The following is a 17,931-nucleotide window of genomic DNA, read 5'->3' as shown; positions in this document are numbered from 1 at the left end:
GCAGGCGGGCGAACGAGCAGAGTCGGGCGGTCGCAGTACGAGGCCGACGATTCGAGTGAGGCACGCAAGCCGGAGCAAAAACAGGTGCCTCTACTGGCCCCGGACAGCCATCGGGCATCTTGCACGGATGATGCCAGGTCGGGACAGCACATTGCGACTGCAGGGGTTGCATCCGAGCGAGGGTTTGGCCTACCTCCGTGGAGCGAACCGTCCGAGCTTCGCGCTGGACTAGGCTCGTGTGTAGTGGTTAACAGATTGGCCGTCAACATCCGCAAGTTCCTGCTGCGCGCCCACCGGCTCTCCGACCTCGTGGCGCTCGGCAGCCTCACCCCGCAGGCCGCCCGCTTCCTCGAGGCGTCGGTGCGTGCGGGGATGAACATCCTCGTCGCCGGCGGCACCCAGGCCGGCAAGACGACCATGCTCAACTGCCTGGCCGCAGCCGTGCCCGGCGGCGAGCGGGTCGTCAGCGCGGAGGAGGTCTTCGAGCTGCGCTTCAGCCACCCCGACTGGGTCGCGATGCAGACCCGGCAGGCAGGGCTCGAGCAGACGGGCGAGATCGTGCTGCGCGACCTGGTCAAGGAGGCGCTGCGGATGCGCCCGAGCCGGATCCTGGTCGGCGAGGTGCGCGCGGCCGAGTGCCTCGACCTGCTCCTCGCGCTCAACTCGGGATTGCCCGGCATGTGCACCCTCCACGCCAACAGCGCCCGTGAGGCGTTGGTCAAGATGTGCACCCTGCCGCTGCTCGCGGGCGACAACATCTCGGCCCGCTTCGTGGTGCCGACGGTGGCGAGCAGCGTCGACATCGTGGTGCACCTCGGCCTGGGCGCCGACGGCGTACGCCGGGTCAACGAGGTCGTGTCGGTGCCGGGCCGGGTGGAGGCCGACATCATCGAGGTCGAGCCGATCTTCGTGCGGCACGGCGGCGAGCTGCGCCGCACCGGCGGAGTGCCGGCCCGGGTCGAGCGCTACGAACGGGTGGGCATCGACGTCCACCAGGTGCTCGCGTCCGAGGAGGTCGGTCGCTGATGGGCGCGCTCGTCGGGCTGGGGGTGGGCGTCGGCCTGCTCCTGATCTGGTCGGCGTTCGTCCTGCCGCGGCGGCCGAGGTCCGGGGCGCCGACCTCGACGGCGCTCGGCCGGCTCCTCGGTCGTGCCGGGCTCTCCGACGTCACCCCGGCGAGCGTCCTGACGCTCTGTGCGGTGCTCCTCGCGGTCGCCTTCGCGCTCGTGCAGGCCGTCTCGCGCACCCCACCGGTCGCATTCACCTTCGCCCTCATGGCCGCCTACCTGCCCATCGCCGTCCTCCGCCAGCGCGCGACCCGGCGGCTGCGCGAGTTCGCCGAGGTGTGGCCCGAGGCGGTCGACAACCTCGCCAGCGCCGTGCGGGCCGGCCTCTCCCTGCCCGATGCCGTCGCCGCCCTCGGCACCAACGGGCCGGAGGCGCTGCGCGCCGACTTCTCCCGGTTCGCCCTCGACTACCAGGTCACCGGGCGGTTCGGCGAGTGCCTCGACCGCCTCAAGGACAGGCTCGCCGACCCCGTCGGCGACCGGGTGGTCGAGGGCCTGCGGCTTGCCCGCGAGGTCGGCGGCGGAGACCTCGGCCGCCTCCTGCGCAACCTCTCGGGGTTCCTGCGCGACGACGCTCGCACCCGCTCCGAGCTCGAGTCGCGGCAGGCCTGGACGGTCAACGGCGCCCGGCTGGCCGTGTCCGCGCCGTGGATCGTGCTGCTCCTGATGTCGTTCCAGACGACCGCCATCCGGCAGTACGCCTCACCCGGCGGCGTGCTGGTGCTCGGCATCGGCTTCGGCGTGTGCGTGCTCGCCTACGCCGCGATGATGCGGATCGGCCGGCTGCCCATCGAGAAGCGGATCCTGTCGTGAGCACCGCGGTGTGGGGCGCGTTCCTCGGCGGCACCGCCGGGGCCGGGCTGTTGCTCGTCCTGACGCGGGTCGCGGTGCTGCGGCGCCCGCTGCTCTCGGTGCGGGTGCTGCCCTACCTGCGCGACGTGCCACGCCTCGACGAGACCGCCGTCCTGCGGCCCGTGGTGTCGACGCCGACCTCGGCGGCCGCGCGGATCTTCGGGCCATCACTGCGCCGGGCGGCCGACGTGGTCGAGCGGGTGCTCGGCGGGAGCGCGTCGGTGCGCCGCCGGCTCCAGCGCGCCGGGCTCGACCGGACCGTCCAGGACTTCCGCGCCGAGCAGGTCGTGTGGGGCCTCGTCGGCTTCGCGGCCGCCGCCGCGGTCGTCCTGCTGCGCGCGCTCGGCGGGGTGGGCGGCGTCGCGTCCGGCCTGGTCTTCTGCCTGCTCGGCTTCGCGGGCGGCGTCTTCCTGCGCGACAACCGGCTCAGCACGCAGGTGAAGGAGCGCGAGCGCCAGATCCTCGTCGAGTTCCCCACGGTCGCCGAGCTGCTGGCCCTGTCCGTGGCGGCCGGGGAGAGTCCCGTGGCGGCGCTCGACCGGGTCGTGCGCCGCAGCAACGGTGCCCTGTCCGACGACCTTGCCCAGGTGCTCGCCCGGATCCGGACCGGCGAGCCCGTCGGCGCCGCGTTCGAGTCGTTCGCGCGCTCCACCGGCCTGCCCATCGTGGCCCGGTTCGCGACGGGCATCACCGTGGCGATGGAGCGTGGCACCCCGCTGGCCGACGTGCTGCACGCCCAGGCCGCCGACGTACGCGAGGCGGGCCGGCGCCTGCTCATCGAGACGGCGGCGCGCAAGGAGATCGCGATGATGGCTCCGGTCGTGTTCTTCGTGCTGCCGGTGACCATCCTGTTCGCCTTCTACCCGGGCGTGCTCGGCCTGCGCCTCACCACCCCCTGATGCCTCCAACGAAAGGACACGTCATGCCTCCACCCCTCTCGAGACCCCTGCTCCACCTCCACCTCGTGCACCTCGACCTCGCAGGCCGCCGCCGCGACGACCGGGGCGACGTGCCGGGATGGGTGATGGTCACGCTGATGACCGCCATCGTCGTGGCAGCGCTCACGCCCTTCGTCAGCGACGAGCTGCGCTCCCTGCTGTCGCGGGCGTTCTCGATGGTCAGCGGCTAGGCCGGACGTGCTCCGCGGCACCCGCCCCGGCGAGCGAGGGGCAGCGGTCGTCGACTTCGTCCTCGTCCTGCTGGTCCTGCTGCCGCTGGTCATCGGCATCCTCCAGCTCGCGCTGGTGCTGCACGTCCGCAACACCCTCGCCTCGGCCGCGGCCGAGGGCGCCCGGCACGCCGCGGTCGCCGGGTCGTCCGCACCGGCCGGCCAGGCGAAGGTGCACGAGCTCGTGGACGGCGCGCTCTCGCGCGACTTCGTCCACACCGTCACCGTCCGACCCGCGCTCGTCGGGGGCGCGCCCGGCTACGTGGCCGTCGTCGAGGCCGACGTCGGCCTGCTGGGGCTCGGTCACACCGGGGTCCCGATCCGCGTCACCGGCCATGCCGTGGCGGAGGTGCCGACCCCGTGAGCCTGCCAGTGGTCCGGCGCCGCGACGAGCAGGGCTCGGCGCTGGTCGAGCTCAGCTGGCTGGCGATCATCCTGCTGGTGCCCCTGGTGTGGATCGTGATCTCGGTCTTCGAGGTCCAGCAGGGTGCGTTCGCCACCAGCGCCGCCGCGCGTGCGGCCGGTCGGGCCTACGCACTCGCTCCCGACGACGCGACCGGTGAGCGCCGAGCCGAGGCCGTGGTCAGCCAGGTCCTCGCCGACCAGGGCGCGCCGGGCCAGCGCGCCCGGGTGACGGTCACGTGCGACGCGCCGGCGGGCGACTGCCACGTCGGCACCTCGGTCATCACCGTGCGCGTCGCCTCGGGTGTCCGGCTGCCGTTCTTCCCCGCGATCCTCGGCAGGGGGTCGGCGAGCTTCTCCCTCGACGCGACGCACACCGTCCCGATCGGCCAGTACGTCGAGTCCGTGCCGGACGAGCCCGATGAATGAGCGCGACGAGCAGGGCCAGGTCACCCTGCTGATCATCGGCTTCGCGAGCATCCTGCTCATGGCGATCGTGGTGGTCATCGACGCGTCGGCCGCCTACCTCCAGCGCCAGGGCCTCGACAACCTCGCCGACGGCGCCGCCCTCTACGGCGCCGACCTCGGCTCGGCCGGCATCTACGAGCAGGGCCTCGACGGCGAGCGGCTCACCCAGCAGGAGGCCGCGGTCGAGGCCGGGGTCCGCGACTACCTCGCCCGCGCCGGCGCAGGCGCGAAGTACCCCGGCATCCGGGTCGGCGTACGCGTCGACCCCGTCGGGCGCTCGGTGACCGTCCGCCTCAGCGCGCCGCTCGACCTCCCGCTGACGATCCCGGGATCGCCGGCCAGCCCGCTCGTCGGCGCGAGCAGCACCGCTGCCGTGACCGTGGTGCCGGGCGGGTGACGGCAGGCTCGCGCACTCGGTCGGCGCAGGTCAGGAGCCCGGTCCCTGCAGGTAGGCGAGCACGGCCATCACGCGACGGTTGTGGTCGTCGTCGGGCGGCAGGTCGAGCTTCATGAGGATGTTGCCGACGTGCTTCACCACGGCGAACTCGCTGACGAAGAGGCGCGAGGCGATGGCCTGGTTGGAGAGCCCCTCGGCGAGGAGGGCGAGGACCTCGCGCTCCCGCGGGGTCAGGCGGGTCAGCGGATGGGTGGTGGTCCGGAGCAGCTGGGTGACGACCAGCGGGTCCAGCGCGGTGCCGCCCGCGTGCACGCGGTGGATGGTCGCGAGGAACTCGGCCACCTGGGTGACCCGATCCTTCAGCAGGTAGCCGAAGCCCGCACCCGACGCGGAGTCGAGCAGGTCGGTGACATAGCTGCGCTCGACGTACTGGCTCAGCACGATCACCGGCAGGTCGGGACGACGTTCGCGGAGCCGGGTGGCGGCGCGCAGGCCGTCGGCCCCGAGGTGCGGCGGCATGCGTACGTCGGTGATCAGGATGTCGGGCCGGTGCCGCTCGGCCGAGGCGGTGAGCGCGTCCGCGTCGGCGACGGTGTCGACGACGTCGAGCTCACCCATGCTCAGGATCGCCTTGAGCCCTTCGCGGAGCAGGGCGTTGTCCTCGGCGAGCACGACGCGCAGGGTCATGGCCGGTCCCCGATCGGTGCGGTGATCCTCGCGCGGGTCGGACCGCCGCCGGGGGAGTGGAGCTCGAGGCGGGCGTCGATGGCCGCCAGCCTGTCGCTGACCCCGGTGAGTCCCGCGCCGGTCGGGTCGGCGCCTCCGCGGCCGTCGTCGGAGACGGTGATCACCACGCTGCCGTCCTGCCTGACGACGCTGATCCCGACGCGGCCGGCGTCGGCGTGCTTCGTGACGTTGCTGAGGAGCTCGGCGGTGGCGAAGTAGAGGGACGCCTCGAGGTGCGGGGGCAGGCGCCCGCCGAGCCTGTCGTCGATGGTGACGGGCATGGGTGCCCCGCTCGCGAGCTCTCCCAGGGCAGCGGTCAGGCCGTGGTCGTCGAGCACCTGGGGATGGATGCCGCGCACGAAGCGGCGCAGGGTCTCGAGCACCGACAGTGACTCGCGTTGCGCCTGCGCCACGAGGGGCCGGGCGGAGTCGTCCTCGGGGATGACGGCCAGGGCGAGGCCCAGGGTCATGGACACGCGCAGCAGCTCGGGCTGCACGCCGTCGTGGAGGTCGCGCTCGATGCGTCGGCGCTCGACGTCGAAGGCATCGAGGATCCGGGCCCGGGACGTGGTCGCGGCGGCGAGGTCCTGCTCCAGCCGCTCCTCGCGGCCGAGGAGCACGGCGTGCGCCAGGCGGGAGTCGAGCGCCGCGAGCCGCGGCGCACCCACCAGGAGTGCGGTCAGGCAGCCGAGACCGATGAGGGCGACGACGATCGCCGGGCCCTGGTGGTCGATCCGCCAGGGGCCGAAGTCGACCCGGTCACCGCGCGAGACCAGCAACGGCGCGAGCGCCGCCACCGCGGAGACGAGCGTGACGACGAGGACGAGTGCCGTGACCGCGGACCTGACGGTGAGCGTGGTGGCGAGCCAGGCGAGGGACGGACCGTCCAGCCAACCCCTCGGTCGAGCCGGCGCCCTCGTCCGGAGACGACGCCGCGACCGGGCGGCCAGGGGACGGGCCGTCGCGAGGGCCAGCAGGCCGGAGAGCACCAGTGCGGCCAGCAGGAGGGACGCACCGGCGACGCGATCCGGGCCGAGGAAGGCCTGCTGCGCCCCGAGGACGCCGGGGATGAGGCCCAGCGTCATGACGAACCACACCGCCAGGACCTCCAGCGCGCTCGCGGCGAGACGCAGCACGGCGAGCACGGCACCTGGTCGACCGGGCATGGCGGCCATCCTAGGAGGAACAGGACGCCCGGACGGTATGGCTGGCCCTACCCTCGACGCGGCAGCTGGCGCCAGTGAGCACGGACCGGATCCGCGGTGGACTGGAGCCATGAACACCTCAGACGTCCTCACGATCCGCGACGTGCGCCGTCGCTTCGGCACACGTGACAACGTCGTGCACGCGCTGCGGGGTGTCTCACTCGCCTGCGCCCCAGGCACGTGGACCACGGTCATGGGGCCGTCGGGATCGGGCAAGTCCACGCTCCTGCAGTGTGCGGCGGGACTCGACCGCCCCACCGAGGGACAGGTGGCCCTCGCCGGGCACGACCTGTCGGCGCTGGACGACGACGAGCTGACCCAGCTGCGGCGTACGACGATCGGGTTCATCTTCCAGGGCTTCAACCTCATCCCCGCGCTCACGGCCGAGCAGAACGTCACGCTGCCGATGCGCCTCGCCGGGCGCCGGGTGGACACGGGTGCCGTCCGCCGCGTGCTCGCCGACCTGGGGCTCGGCGAACGTGCCACCCACCGTCCGCGGGAGCTCTCCGGCGGCCAGCAGCAACGGGTGGCGATCGCCCGCGCGGTCATCACCCGGCCGGCCGTGCTGTTCGCCGACGAGCCGACCGGAGCACTCGACACCGCCTCGGCCGCCACCGTCCTCGACCTCGTGCGCGCCCTGGTCGACAGGCACGACCAGACGGTCCTCATGGTCACCCACGATCCGACGGTGGCCGCCCGTTCGGACCGCGTGGTGTTCATGCGCGACGGACTGGTGGTCGACCAGGCGAGCGGTGAGACGTCGGCGCAGATCGCGGCCCGTCTCGGCGGGCTGGAGCAGGTGCGATGATCGTCCTCACCGTGCGGGTGCTCCGCGACCGCTGGCACCTCCTGCTGGGCACCTTCTGCGCCATCGCGATCGGCGTCGCGCTCGTCCATGCCGGGCTGGGCATCGCCAGCACCGTCGCGTCCGCGTCGCCACCGGCCGGCCTGTCCGCCGCGGAGCAGGGCGCCTACGAGGCGCGGCTCAGCGGCGCCAACACCCTCAACGGCCTGGCGAGCATCCTCGGCGTCTTCCTGACGATCTTCGTGGTGCGCTCCACCGTCGACTTCGCGATCACCGAACGACGACGAGAGCTCGCGCTGCTGCGGCTCGCCGGGCTCAAGCGGCGCCAGCTCCGGCTGCTGCTCCTCGGGGAGGCCGCCCTGCTCGGGGCCGCGGGTGCCCTGGCGGGGGCGGTCCTCGGCGTGGTCGTCGCTGCGGTCCAGGTCAGGATCTTCGTGGGCATGGGGGTCCTGCCCGACGACGTGCACGTGGAGTGGAGCACCGCCCACCTGGTCGCCGACGCGGCGGTCGGCATCGGAGTCGCGGTCGCGGGTGCGCGCGCGGCGAGCAGACGGGCCACCCGGATCACGCCGCTCGAGGCGCTGCACCGTCGCGGCGCCGAGGGCTCGGCGATGACGCGGTCCCGCTGGATCTGGGGCACGCTCGGCGCCCTCGTCACCCTCGCCCAGATGGCCGCGGCGGTGGCCGTGGGGGGCATCCTCGGCCCCCTCCTGCTCGCGCTGGGGATCATCATCACCGGCTCGATCGCCATGAGTCAGCTCAGCCCGCTGCTGGTCCCGCTCCTCGCCTGGGCCATCGGCCCGGCGGTCCGTGACCCGCTCGGCCGGCTCGCCCTCGCGAAGATCCGTGGCGACGCCCGCCGTGCCGCCCAGGTCGCCGCGCCCCTGATCGTCCTCGTCGGGCTCGTCGTGGGCCTCCAGGGCCTGCTCGACACCCAGACGAAGGCCGGCGAGCTCGAGATCACCACGCTCACCCGCGCAGACCTCCTCGTGCGCACCCACGGCGACCCGTCGCGGCGGGTCGCGGCCGTGGACGGCGTCGCCAGCGCCGACACGGAGGTCCAGGTCCCGGCGCGGGTCGAGATCACCCGGGGTGACGCCGTCCGCGCGCTCCGGGGGACGGTCCTGGCCGTCGAGCCCTCCCGGTTCGGCGTCGTCCATCCCCACCCTCCGCGCAGCGGCAGCACCGCTGCGCTCGATGCCGGTCACATCGTCTTCGGGCCGGGTGTGGAGGATGCCCGGATCGCCGGCCGCATCCGACGCATCACGCTCACCGTGGGCGGCCGGACCCGGGTCCTGCGGGAGGCCGCCCGCACGGGCGAGGGCCTGGCGGCCGCCGACTGCTGCTACGTCGCGCGACAGGCGGTCCCGGACCGGATCCTCGCCGGCTCGCCCTCGACCGTGCTCGTGACCCTCGAGCGCGGAGCTGCCCCCGACGAGGTCCGCAGCGCCATCGAGGCGCTCGCCCTGGGCGAGGTGACCAGCCAGGAGGAGGAGGTCGCGGAGCTCACGGCGGCGAAGGCCGACGACAACCGGGCGGTGATGACGGCCCTCGTCGGTGTTGGCAGCGTCTATGCGCTCATCAGCCTGTTGAGCACCCTCGCGATCGCCATCACCCAGCGTCGCTCCGAGCTCGCCGTGGACCGCCTCGCCGGCATCACCCGCCGGCAGGTCGTCCGGGTGGTCCTCACCGAGACGGCGGCCATCCTGCTCATCGGCCTCGTCCTCGGGACCGTGGTCTCCGTCGCCGCCCTGGTCGGGCTGTGGGTCGGGACGTGGCGCCACCTCGGGTCGCCGGCCGTCGCCGTTCCCTGGCAGCTGCTCGGCGGCATGAGCGTCACCGTCGCCCTGCTGGCCGCGGGGACGGCGACGGTGGCCGCACTCGTCGCGACCCGGCGCCCTCCCGTCCATGACATCGCCACCCAGGAGTGACCCGGGAGTGACCCGGGAGTGACCCGGGGAGCCGCAGCAGGGCCGCCACCGCTGTCGTCGTCGCGCCGCCCACCGGGGGAGCCCCGGCTGGGACACGCGTCACCCTCGACGGGACGGCCCCACCCCATCGAATGGGTCGGGGGAGGGACTAGCGGCGCGTCGCCGGTACGTTCGTCGCATGATCGAGACCTGGCCCGGCACTGCCTATCCCCTGGGAGCCACGTTCGACGGCACCGGCACCAACTTCGCGCTCTTCAGCGAGGTCGCCGAGCGCGTCGAGCTGTGCCTGTTCGACCCCGACCCGGACGCCCCCGGCGGCTTCGTCGAGACCCGGCTCGAGGTCACCGAGGTCGACGCCTACGTGTGGCACTGCTACATCCCGACGGTGCAGCCCGGCCAGCGCTACGGCTACCGCGTGCACGGGCCGTGGGACCCGTCCCGCGGGCTGCGCTGCAACCCCAACAAGCTGCTGCTCGACCCGTACGCCAAGGCGACCGCGGGCGAGATCGACTGGGACCAGTCGCTGTTCGCCTACAACTTCGGCGACGAGGACTCGCGCAACGACGACGACTCGGCCGCGCACATGACCCACGGCGTGGTGATCAACCCGTTCTTCGACTGGGAGGGCGACCGGCGCCTGGACATCCCCTACAACGAGTCGTTCATCTACGAGGCGCACGTCAAGGGCCTCACCCAGCTGCACCCCGACGTCCCGGAGGAGCAGCGCGGCACGTACGCCGGGCTGGCGCACCCGTCGATCACCGCCCACCTGCAGAAGCTCGGCGTCACCGCGATCGAGCTGATGCCGGTGCACCAGTTCGTGCAGGACTCCACCCTGCTCGAGAAGGGCCTGCGCAACTACTGGGGCTACAACACCCTGGCCTTCCTGGCCCCGCACGCCGACTACGCGTCGAGCAAGCAGGGCCAGCAGGTGCAGGAGTTCAAGGCGATGGTCAAGGCGATGCACGCCGCCGGCATCGAGGTCATCCTCGACGTCGTCTACAACCACACCGCCGAGGGCAACCACCTCGGCCCGACGCTGAGCTTCAAGGGCATCGACAACGCGGCCTACTACCGCCTCGTCGACGACGACCAGCGTTACTACATGGACTACACCGGCACCGGCAACACCCTCAACGTGCGCCACCCGCACTCGGTGCAGCTGATCATGGACTCGCTGCGCTACTGGGTCACCGAGATGCACGTCGACGGCTTCCGCTTCGACCTCGCCGCGACCCTGGCCCGCGAGTTCTACGACGTCGACAAGCTGGCGACGTTCTTCGAGATGGTGCAGCAGGACCCGGTCGTCAGCCAGGTCAAGCTCATCGCCGAGCCGTGGGACATCGGGCCCGGCGGCTACCAGGTCGGCGGCTTCCCGCCGCAGTGGACGGAGTGGAACGGCGCCTACCGCGACACCGTGCGCGACTTCTGGCGCGGTGAGCCGTCGCTGGGCGAGTTCGCCTCGCGACTCGCCGGCTCCTCCGACCTCTACGAGCACTCCGGCCGGCGGCCCTTCGCCAGCATCAACTTCGTCACCGCCCACGACGGCTTCACGCTGCGCGACCTCGTGTCCTACAACGAGAAGCACAACGAGGCCAACGGCGAGGACAACAACGACGGCGAGAGCCACAACCGCTCGTGGAACCACGGTGTGGAGGGACCGACCGACGACCCGGAGATCCTGCAGGCGCGAGCGCGCGAGCAGCGCAACTTCATCGCGACCCTGCTGCTGAGCCAGGGCGTGCCGATGCTGCTGCACGGCGACGAGCTGAGCCGCACCCAGCACGGCAACAACAACACCTACGCCCAGGACAGCGAGATCAGCTGGGTGCACTGGGACGAGGCCGACCGGCCGCTGATCGAGTTCACCGCGGCGGTGGCCGGGCTGCGCGCCGACCACCCGACGTTCCACCGCAAGCGCTTCTTCACCGGCAACACCGTGCGCACCGGCGACGGCGAGCGCCTCAACGACATCGTGTGGCTCGACCTCGACGGCGCCCCGATGGAGGACGACGACTGGGAGGGCGGCAAGGCCATCGGGATGTACCTCAACGGCAACGGCATCGCCGGCAAGGACGCCCGGGGCGCCACGATCACCGACGACCACTTCCTGCTCTACTTCAACGCCGACGGCCCGGCGCAGGTCACCCTGCCGCCGGAGGAGTACGCCGCCGCGTGGGACGTGGTGATTGACACCAGTGGCGACGCCGACGCCGGCCCGACGCTGAAGGCGGGCGGCACGTTCGACCTCGACACGCACTGCGTCGTGGTGCTCCGCGAGCACTCCGACGAGGAGAGCAGCTCCGACCACTCGGTGGCGGCATCACTGGCGGCCCGCTCGGGTACAGACGCCTCGTGACCGACGCCCCCACCCCCAGCCGGCCCGAGCGGCGTACGCCGCACAGCACCTACCGCCTCCAGATCAGCCCCGACTTCACGCTGCACGACGCGGCCCGGGTGCTGCCCTACCTCCACGACCTCGGTGTCGACTGGGTCTACCTGTCGCCGCTGCTGGCCTCCGAGCCCGGCAGCACGCACGGCTACGACGTCGTCGCCTTCGACCACGTCGACCCCGAGCGCGGCGGCGCCGAGGGCCTGGCCGCGCTGTCGGCCGAGGCCCGGCGCCTCGGCATGGGCGTGCTGGTCGACATCGTGCCCAACCACGTGGGGGTCGCCACCCCGGCGGAGGGCCCGTGGTGGTGGGACGTGCTCAGGCTGGGGCGCGGGTCCGAGTACGCGTCGGCGTTCGACGTCGACTGGGCCGCCGGCGACGGCCGCATCCTGATCCCCGTGGTCGGCGACGACGACGAGGGCGCGATCCACCTCGCGGTGTCGGAGGCGGGGGAGGGCGAGGTGCGCTACCACGACCACCGCTTCCCGCTCGCCCCCGGCACGTCCACGCTGGAGGAGCAGCACTACGAGCTGGTCAGCTGGCGCGCGGCCGACGACGACCTCAACTACCGCCGGTTCTTCGCCGTCAACACCCTCGCCGCGGTGCGGGTGGAGGACCCCGAGGTCTTCGCCGAGACCCACGCCGAGGTGAAGCGGTGGTTCGACGAGGGCCTGGTCGACGGCCTGCGGGTCGACCACCCCGACGGCCTCCGCGACCCCAAGCGCTACCTCGACGACCTCGCCGCCCTCACCGGCGGCGCCTACGTGCTGGTGGAGAAGATCCTCGAGCCCGGCGAGCACCTGCCCGCCGACTGGGCGACCGCCGGCACCACCGGCTACGACGCGCTCGCGCTGATCGACCGCCTGCTGACCGACCCGGCCGGCGAGGCGCCGCTGACCGGGTTGGAGGACCGGCTGCGCGGCACCAGCGTCGACTGGGCGCAGATGGTCCACGACAACAAGCGCGCCGTCGCCGACGGGATCCTGCGCGCGGAGGTCCTGCGGATCACCCGCGAGGTCGGGCGCGTGCTGGAGTCGCGCGAGGAGCAGGCCGGGCCTGGTGCCGACTCCGACTCGGTGGCCGACGCGGTCGCCGAGCTGCTCGCCTGCTTCCCGGTCTACCGCTCCTACCTCCCCGAGGGCCGCGAGCACCTCGACCAGGCGTTCGCCGCCGCGCGTGCGCACCGCCCCGACCTCGCGGCGACGTACGACGTGCTGGAGCCGCTGCTCAACGACGAGTGGGGCCAGCCGGCACGCCGCTTCCAGCAGACCTCGGGCATGGTGATGGCCAAGGGTGTGGAGGACTGCTCGTTCTACCGGTGGTCGCGGCTGACGTCGCTCAACGAGGTCGGCGGCGACCCGTCGATCTTCTCCGTCGGCGTCGAGGAGTGGCACGACGCGATGGCCGCCCGCCAGCGCGACTGGCCCGACGCGATGGTCACGCTCTCGACCCACGACACCAAGCGCGGCGAGGACGTCCGCGCCCGCATCACCGTGCTCGCCGAGGAGCCCGGCCACTGGGAGCGGGCGCTCGACGAGCTGCTGCGGCTCGCGCCGGTCCCCGACCCGGGCTTCGGCTCACTGCTGTGGCAGGCGGTGCTCGGCGCAGCCTGGACCTGGGAGACGCCCGACCACCTGCCCGACCTGCGCGAGCGGCTCCACGGCTACGCCGAGAAGGCGATGCGGGAGGCCGGCGACCGCACCACCTGGACCGAGCCCGACGAGGCGTACGAGAAGCAGGTGCACGCGGCGGTCGATGCGATCTTCGACTCCGAGGAGGTGCGCGCGGTGCTCCTCGACCTCGCCGCGCGGATCGACGCACCCGCCCAGGCCAACTCTCTGTCGGCCAAGCTGCTCGCGATCACGATGCCGGGCGTGCCCGACGTCTACCAGGGCAGCGAGCTGTGGGAGACGTCGCTGGTCGACCCCGACAACCGCCGCCCGGTCGACTTCGACCACCGGGTCGCGGTGCTGGCCGGCACCGCCGAGGACGACGCGGCGACCAAGCTGCACGTCACCTGCACCGCCCTGACGCTGCGCCGCGACCGTCCCGAGCTGTTCACCGGCTACGCCCCGGTGGGCGCGACCGGCGCCGCGGCCGACCACGTCGTCGCCTACGACCGCGGCGGCGCGATCGCCGTCGCCACCCGGCTGCCCGTCGGGCTCGCCGCCGCCGGCGGCTGGGGCGACACCGTGCTGGAGCTCCCCGACGGCCGGTGGCACGACGTGCTCACCGGTCTCGACACCGACGGCCGGCTCGCCGACCTGCTCGCCGTCCACCCCGTCGCCCTCCTCGTGAAGGTGGGCTGACGTGCGCGGCCCGTTCGACGTCTGGGCGCCGAGGCCCGGTCGCGTGCGCCTGCACGTCGCCGGCGAGGTGGTGGAGATGACCCGCGCCGACGACGGCTGGTGGAGTCCCACCGGGCCGGTGCCGCCGGTGGGTGACGCCGTCGACTACGGCTACCTCCTCGACGACGACCCCGACCCGCGGCCCGACCCGCGCTCGCGTCGCCAGCCCGACGGGGTGCACGGCCTGTCGCGGCGCGACGTCGACACCCACGAGTGGCAGGACTCGGCGTGGACCGGCCGCCAGCTCGCGGGGGCGGTGATCTACGAGCTGCACGTGGGCACGTTCACCCCGGAGGGCACGTTCGCCGCGGCTGCCGGGCGACTCGACCACCTGGTCGACCTCGGCGTCGACTTCGTCGAGCTGATGCCGGTCAACGCCTTCAACGGCACCCACAACTGGGGCTACGACGGCGTCGGCTGGTTCGCCGTGCACGAGGGGTACGGCGGCCCCGACGGCTACCGCCGCCTCGTCGACGCCTGCCACGCCAAGGGCCTCGGCGTCGTGCAGGACGTCGTCCACAACCACCTCGGCCCCTCGGGCAACTACCTGCCGCTGTTCGGGCCCTACCTCAAGGACGGCCGCAACACCTGGGGCGACCTGGTCAACCTCGACGGCGAGGGGTCGGCCGAGGTGCGCCGCTACATCCTCGACAACGTGCGGATGTGGTTCGAGGACTACCACGTCGACGCGCTGCGCCTCGACGCCGTGCACGCGCTCAGCGACACCTCCGAGGTGCACCTGCTCGAGGAGATGGCGATCGAGACCGCCGCCTGGTCCGCCCACGTGCGCCGCCCGCTGACGCTGATCGCCGAGTCCGACCTCAACGACACGCTGCTCGTGCGCCCGCGCGAGGCAGGCGGCTACGGGCTCGACGCCCAGTGGAGCGACGACTTCCACCACGCCGTGCACGTCGCGCTGAGCGGCGAGACCACCGGCTACTACGCCGACTTCGCGCCGCTCGAGGCGCTGGCCAAGGTGTGCGAGCGGGGCTTCTTCCACGACGGCACGTTCTCGTCGTTCCGCGAGCGCGACCACGGGGCGCCCGTCGACACCGCGCACATGCCGACCTGGCGCCTGGTCGTCGCCAACCAGAACCACGACCAGGTCGGCAACCGTGCCCGCGGCGACCGGCTCGCCGAGCACCTCGACGACGACCAGCTCGCCTGCGCGGCGCTGCTGACGCTGGCCGGGCCCTTCACCCCGATGCTCTTCATGGGCGAGGAGTGGGCCGCCTCGACGCCGTTCGCGTTCTTCACCTCCCACCCCGAGCCCGAGCTCGGCACGGCGACCGCCGAGGGCCGGATCGCCGAGTTCGAGAGGATGGGCTGGGACCGCGACGAGGTGCTCGACCCGCAGGACGTCGCCACCTTCCACGGCTCCCGGCTCGACTGGGACGAGCGGACCGAGGGGCGGCACGCGGTGCTGCTCGACTGCTACCAGCGCCTCGGCCGGCTGCGGCGCGACCTGCCCCAGCTCACCGACCCGTCGTTCGGCTCGGTCTCGTGCATGGTCGAGGGCCTGGTGTTCACCATGGCCCGCGGCGACCTGCTCGTCGTGGTCAACACCGGCGACGAGCCCGCCCGGGTCGAGGTGGGGGAGCGCGACGTGCTCTTCGAGACACCGGCGGGCGTCGACCTGGGCGACGGCACGTTGAGCGTGCCGGGCCACGCCGGGGCGCTGCTCGGTCCGGCCACAACTTTCGCCGGACCCGCCGCGTCTCCCTGAGTGAACGGCCCGTCATCCGGGCCCACACACGACGGGGAACGAACCATGAACCGCATCACCGCACTCGCCGCCACCGTGGCCCTCGCCGCGGGCTCGCTGGCGCTCTCCGCGCCGGCGCAGGCCGCGCCCGCCGCGGCCTACAAGGTCACCGCCAAGGCCAACATCGAGGTCGCCGTCGCCAAGGAGGACACGGTCAAGGTCCGCGGCCGCGTGACGCCGAAGGCCGCCGGCCAGAAGGTCGTGCTCCAGCAGCGCGTGGGCAAGAAGAAGACGTGGAAGGTGACCGGCAACGTCAAGGTCAAGAACAACGGCACCTACCTCCTCAAGGACACGCCCTCGACCCCGGGCCCTCGCGAGTACCGCGTGCTCAAGCCCGCCTCGAACGGGATCGCGAAGGGCTTCAGCAAGCCCGTCGCCGTCGAGGTCTACAAGTGGGAGAAGCTCGCCTATCGCACCAGTGGCCCCCGCGTGAACCTCGACGCGACCGGCGTCCTCATCGGCGCCGACTACTTCGGCCAGAGCCTGGCGACCACGACCTCCGGTGAGCCGGCGTCGGTGGAGTACACCCTCGGCCGCAAGTGCACCGCCCTGCGCGCGACGTACGCCCTCACCGACAGCTCGGCCACCGGCTCGAGCGGCGCGGTGACCGTGAGCGCCGACGGCGCCGTCCTGGCCACGCACCCGCTGGCGGTCGGCACGGTCGTGGCCGACGAGGTCCTCGACCTCTCCGGCGTCTTCCGCCTCAAGATCGACCTGTCCACCACCGCGACGCCCGTCGCGGTCGCCGCGGTGGCGACGCCCGAGGTGCTCTGCACGCGCTGACGCGCACCCGATCCGGCAGCGGCGCGCACGACCGGGGTCACAGGCCCGGGAGTGCGCGCCGCTGCTGCGCGTCCGGAGCCGCGATCAGGCCCCGACTGGCGTTTGGCCGTAGGGTTGGCTCTCGTGGCAGGCATCGACTACGACGCAGAGATCAAGCAGCTCCGGGCGACCATGAAGACCATCGGTCAGGTCCTCGACCTCGACAAGATGCGCGGCGAGATCGCCGACCTGGGCGAGCAGGTCGCCGCCCCCGACCTCTGGGACGACGTGGCGAGCGCCACCCGCATCACCGGCCGGCTCTCCGCCCTGCAGGGGGAGCTCGACCGCTTCACCGGCCTCGAGGCACGCATCGAGGACCTCGCGCTCATGGTCGAGATGGCGCAGGAGGAGGGCGACGCCGACTCGCTCGCCGACTCGGAGGCCGAGCTCGCCCGCATCAAGAAGTCGGTCGAGTCGCTCGAGATCCGCACCCTGCTGTCGGGGGAGTACGACGAGCGGGAGGCGATCGTCACGATCCGCTCGGGCGCCGGCGGCGTCGACGCGGCCGACTTCGCCGAGATGCTCATGCGGATGTACACGCGCTGGGCCGAGCAGCACAAGTACGGCGTCGAGGTCTACGACGTGTCCTACGCCGAGGAGGCGGGCATCAAGTCCGCCGAGTTCGCCATCCACGCGCCCTACGCCTACGGCACCCTGTCGGTCGAGGCCGGCACCCACCGCCTCGTGCGGATCAGCCCGTTCGACAACCAGGGCCGCCGGCAGACGTCGTTCGCCGCCGTCGAGGTGGTGCCGGTCCTCGAGCAGACCGACGAGATCGAGGTCGACGAGAACGACATCCGCACCGACGTCTTCCGCTCGGGCGGCCCGGGCGGCCAGTCGGTCAACACCACCGACTCCGCGGTCCGCCTGACCCACATCCCCACCGGCATCGTCGTGTCCTGCCAGAACGAGAAGTCGCAGCTGCAGAACAAGGCCTCCGCCATGGTGGTCCTCAAGGCCAAGCTGCTGGCGAAGAAGAAGGCCGAGGAGGCCGCGCTCAAGAAGGACCTCAAGGGCGACGTCGCCGCCAGCTGGGGCGACCAGATGCGCAACTACGTGCTCAACCCCTACCAGATCGTCAAGGACCTGCGCACCGGCCACGAGTCGGGCAACCCCAGCGCCGTCTTCGACGGTGACCTCGACGACTTCATGGAGGCCGGCATCCGCTGGCGCCGCGGGGCCGAGAAGGTCGACGCCTGAGGCCACGATGGGACTCTTCAGCAGGCCCGAGGTGATCGGCCCGGGCGTTGGGAGCGATGCGGACCGCACCCGGATCGCGGAGCTCGAGCGACGCGTCGCCTCGCTCGAGGCACAGCTGGCCCAGCTGGCCCGTGCCGCGTCGCCCGCAGGCGTGGCCCCGCTGACGGCGTCCGCGACCGAGCCCTGGCTGGCCGAGGTGCAGGCGCTCCGCCGCGCCGGCAAGACGATCCACGCCATCAAGGTCTATCGCGAGCACACCGGCGCCAGCCTCACGCAGGCCAAGGACGCCGTCGAGGCGCTGCCGGTCTGAGTGCCCACTCCGCGGCGGCACCGGAGGCGCTGGTGACCCACCCCACAGGCCCCGCCGCGTCGACCTGGGGCCC

At 72.7% G+C, this 17,931-nt stretch carries 17 protein-coding genes; 15 read left to right on the top strand and 2 right to left on the bottom strand.

Annotated elements, in window-relative coordinates; translation table 11 throughout:
- The first annotated feature begins 243 nt into the window (after positions 1–243).
- The 7 genes from AC54T2_RS13530 to AC54T2_RS13500 are packed head-to-tail and all read left to right on the top strand — an operon-like array spanning position 244 to position 4,354.
- Positions 244–1,026, top strand: coding sequence for a TadA family conjugal transfer-associated ATPase (locus AC54T2_RS13530; protein WP_496666420.1), 783 nt, complete (start codon positions 244–246; stop codon positions 1,024–1,026).
- Entirely contained in the window at positions 1,026–1,880 is an 855-nt protein-coding gene (locus tag AC54T2_RS13525; protein WP_496666419.1) for a type II secretion system F family protein, read from the top strand. Before AC54T2_RS13530 ends, AC54T2_RS13525 begins: the two co-directional genes overlap by 1 nt.
- Complete coding sequence (locus AC54T2_RS13520; protein WP_496666418.1) at positions 1,877–2,818, top strand: type II secretion system F family protein; 942 nt, start codon at positions 1,877–1,879, stop codon at positions 2,816–2,818. The genes AC54T2_RS13525 and AC54T2_RS13520 overlap by 4 nt, the downstream gene beginning before the upstream one ends.
- Before the next feature lie 23 nt (positions 2,819–2,841).
- A complete protein-coding gene (locus tag AC54T2_RS13515) occupies positions 2,842–3,048 on the top strand; it encodes a hypothetical protein (protein WP_489974917.1) in 207 nt (68 codons plus the stop codon).
- 7 nt (positions 3,049–3,055) lie between these two features.
- Positions 3,056–3,451 (top strand): TadE/TadG family type IV pilus assembly protein, encoded by a 396-nt coding sequence (locus AC54T2_RS13510; RefSeq protein WP_489974916.1) that lies wholly within the window; start codon positions 3,056–3,058, stop codon positions 3,449–3,451.
- A complete protein-coding gene (locus AC54T2_RS13505; RefSeq protein ID WP_496666417.1) occupies positions 3,448–3,918 on the top strand; it encodes a hypothetical protein in 471 nt (156 codons plus the stop codon). Before AC54T2_RS13510 ends, AC54T2_RS13505 begins: the two co-directional genes overlap by 4 nt.
- Positions 3,911–4,354: a Tad domain-containing protein gene (locus AC54T2_RS13500; RefSeq protein ID WP_496666416.1), complete on the top strand. Its 444-nt coding sequence runs from the start codon at positions 3,911–3,913 to the stop codon at positions 4,352–4,354. Before AC54T2_RS13505 ends, AC54T2_RS13500 begins: the two co-directional genes overlap by 8 nt.
- A 30-nt stretch (positions 4,355–4,384) precedes the next feature.
- Here AC54T2_RS13500 and AC54T2_RS13495 read toward each other — a convergent pair whose 3' ends face one another.
- Both AC54T2_RS13495 and AC54T2_RS13490 read right to left on the bottom strand, forming a co-directional pair.
- The gene (locus tag AC54T2_RS13495; protein ID WP_186340656.1) at positions 4,385–5,041 is read right to left on the bottom strand and encodes a response regulator transcription factor; all 657 of its coding nucleotides are present in this window, start codon (positions 5,039–5,041) and stop codon (positions 4,385–4,387) included.
- Positions 5,038–6,246: a sensor histidine kinase gene (locus tag AC54T2_RS13490; protein ID WP_496666415.1), complete on the bottom strand. Its 1,209-nt coding sequence runs from the start codon at positions 6,244–6,246 to the stop codon at positions 5,038–5,040. The genes AC54T2_RS13495 and AC54T2_RS13490 overlap by 4 nt, the downstream gene beginning before the upstream one ends.
- Positions 6,247–6,355: 109 nt before the next feature.
- Here AC54T2_RS13490 and AC54T2_RS13485 point away from each other — a divergent pair, with 109 nt between their 5' ends.
- From AC54T2_RS13485 to AC54T2_RS13450, 8 genes are all read left to right on the top strand, one after another.
- On the top strand, positions 6,356–7,093 hold the full coding sequence (locus AC54T2_RS13485) for an ABC transporter ATP-binding protein (RefSeq protein ID WP_496666414.1): 738 nt from the start codon (positions 6,356–6,358) through the stop codon (positions 7,091–7,093).
- Entirely contained in the window at positions 7,090–9,021 is a 1,932-nt protein-coding gene (locus AC54T2_RS13480; RefSeq protein ID WP_496666413.1) for an ABC transporter permease, read from the top strand. Before AC54T2_RS13485 ends, AC54T2_RS13480 begins: the two co-directional genes overlap by 4 nt.
- A 178-nt stretch (positions 9,022–9,199) precedes the next feature.
- Positions 9,200–11,380, top strand: a complete 2,181-nt coding sequence (gene glgX, locus AC54T2_RS13475) for a glycogen debranching protein GlgX (protein ID WP_222129517.1) — start codon at positions 9,200–9,202, stop codon at positions 11,378–11,380.
- Positions 11,377–13,722 carry a malto-oligosyltrehalose synthase gene (treY, locus tag AC54T2_RS13470; RefSeq protein WP_496666412.1) on the top strand — a complete coding sequence of 782 codons (2,346 nt, stop codon included), beginning with the start codon at positions 11,377–11,379 and terminating at the stop codon, positions 13,720–13,722. The genes glgX and treY overlap by 4 nt, the downstream gene beginning before the upstream one ends.
- Before the next feature lies 1 nt (position 13,723).
- Positions 13,724–15,487: a malto-oligosyltrehalose trehalohydrolase gene (gene treZ, locus AC54T2_RS13465; protein WP_186340661.1), complete on the top strand. Its 1,764-nt coding sequence runs from the start codon at positions 13,724–13,726 to the stop codon at positions 15,485–15,487.
- A gap of 45 nt (positions 15,488–15,532) precedes the next feature.
- Complete coding sequence (locus AC54T2_RS13460; RefSeq protein WP_186340662.1) at positions 15,533–16,309, top strand: hypothetical protein; 777 nt, start codon at positions 15,533–15,535, stop codon at positions 16,307–16,309.
- Positions 16,310–16,432: 123 nt separating this feature from the next.
- Positions 16,433–17,548: a peptide chain release factor 2 gene (gene prfB, locus AC54T2_RS13455; protein WP_186340663.1), complete on the top strand. Its 1,116-nt coding sequence runs from the start codon at positions 16,433–16,435 to the stop codon at positions 17,546–17,548.
- A 7-nt stretch (positions 17,549–17,555) separates the two neighbouring features.
- On the top strand, positions 17,556–17,858 hold the full coding sequence (locus AC54T2_RS13450; RefSeq protein WP_489974905.1) for a hypothetical protein: 303 nt from the start codon (positions 17,556–17,558) through the stop codon (positions 17,856–17,858).
- The last annotated feature ends 73 nt before the right edge of the window (positions 17,859–17,931 follow it).

This window comes from Nocardioides sp. Z35_8 (assembly GCF_059621125.1).
Note: the sequence above shows the minus strand (reverse complement) of the source record. Positions and strands in the feature narration are given on the sequence as shown.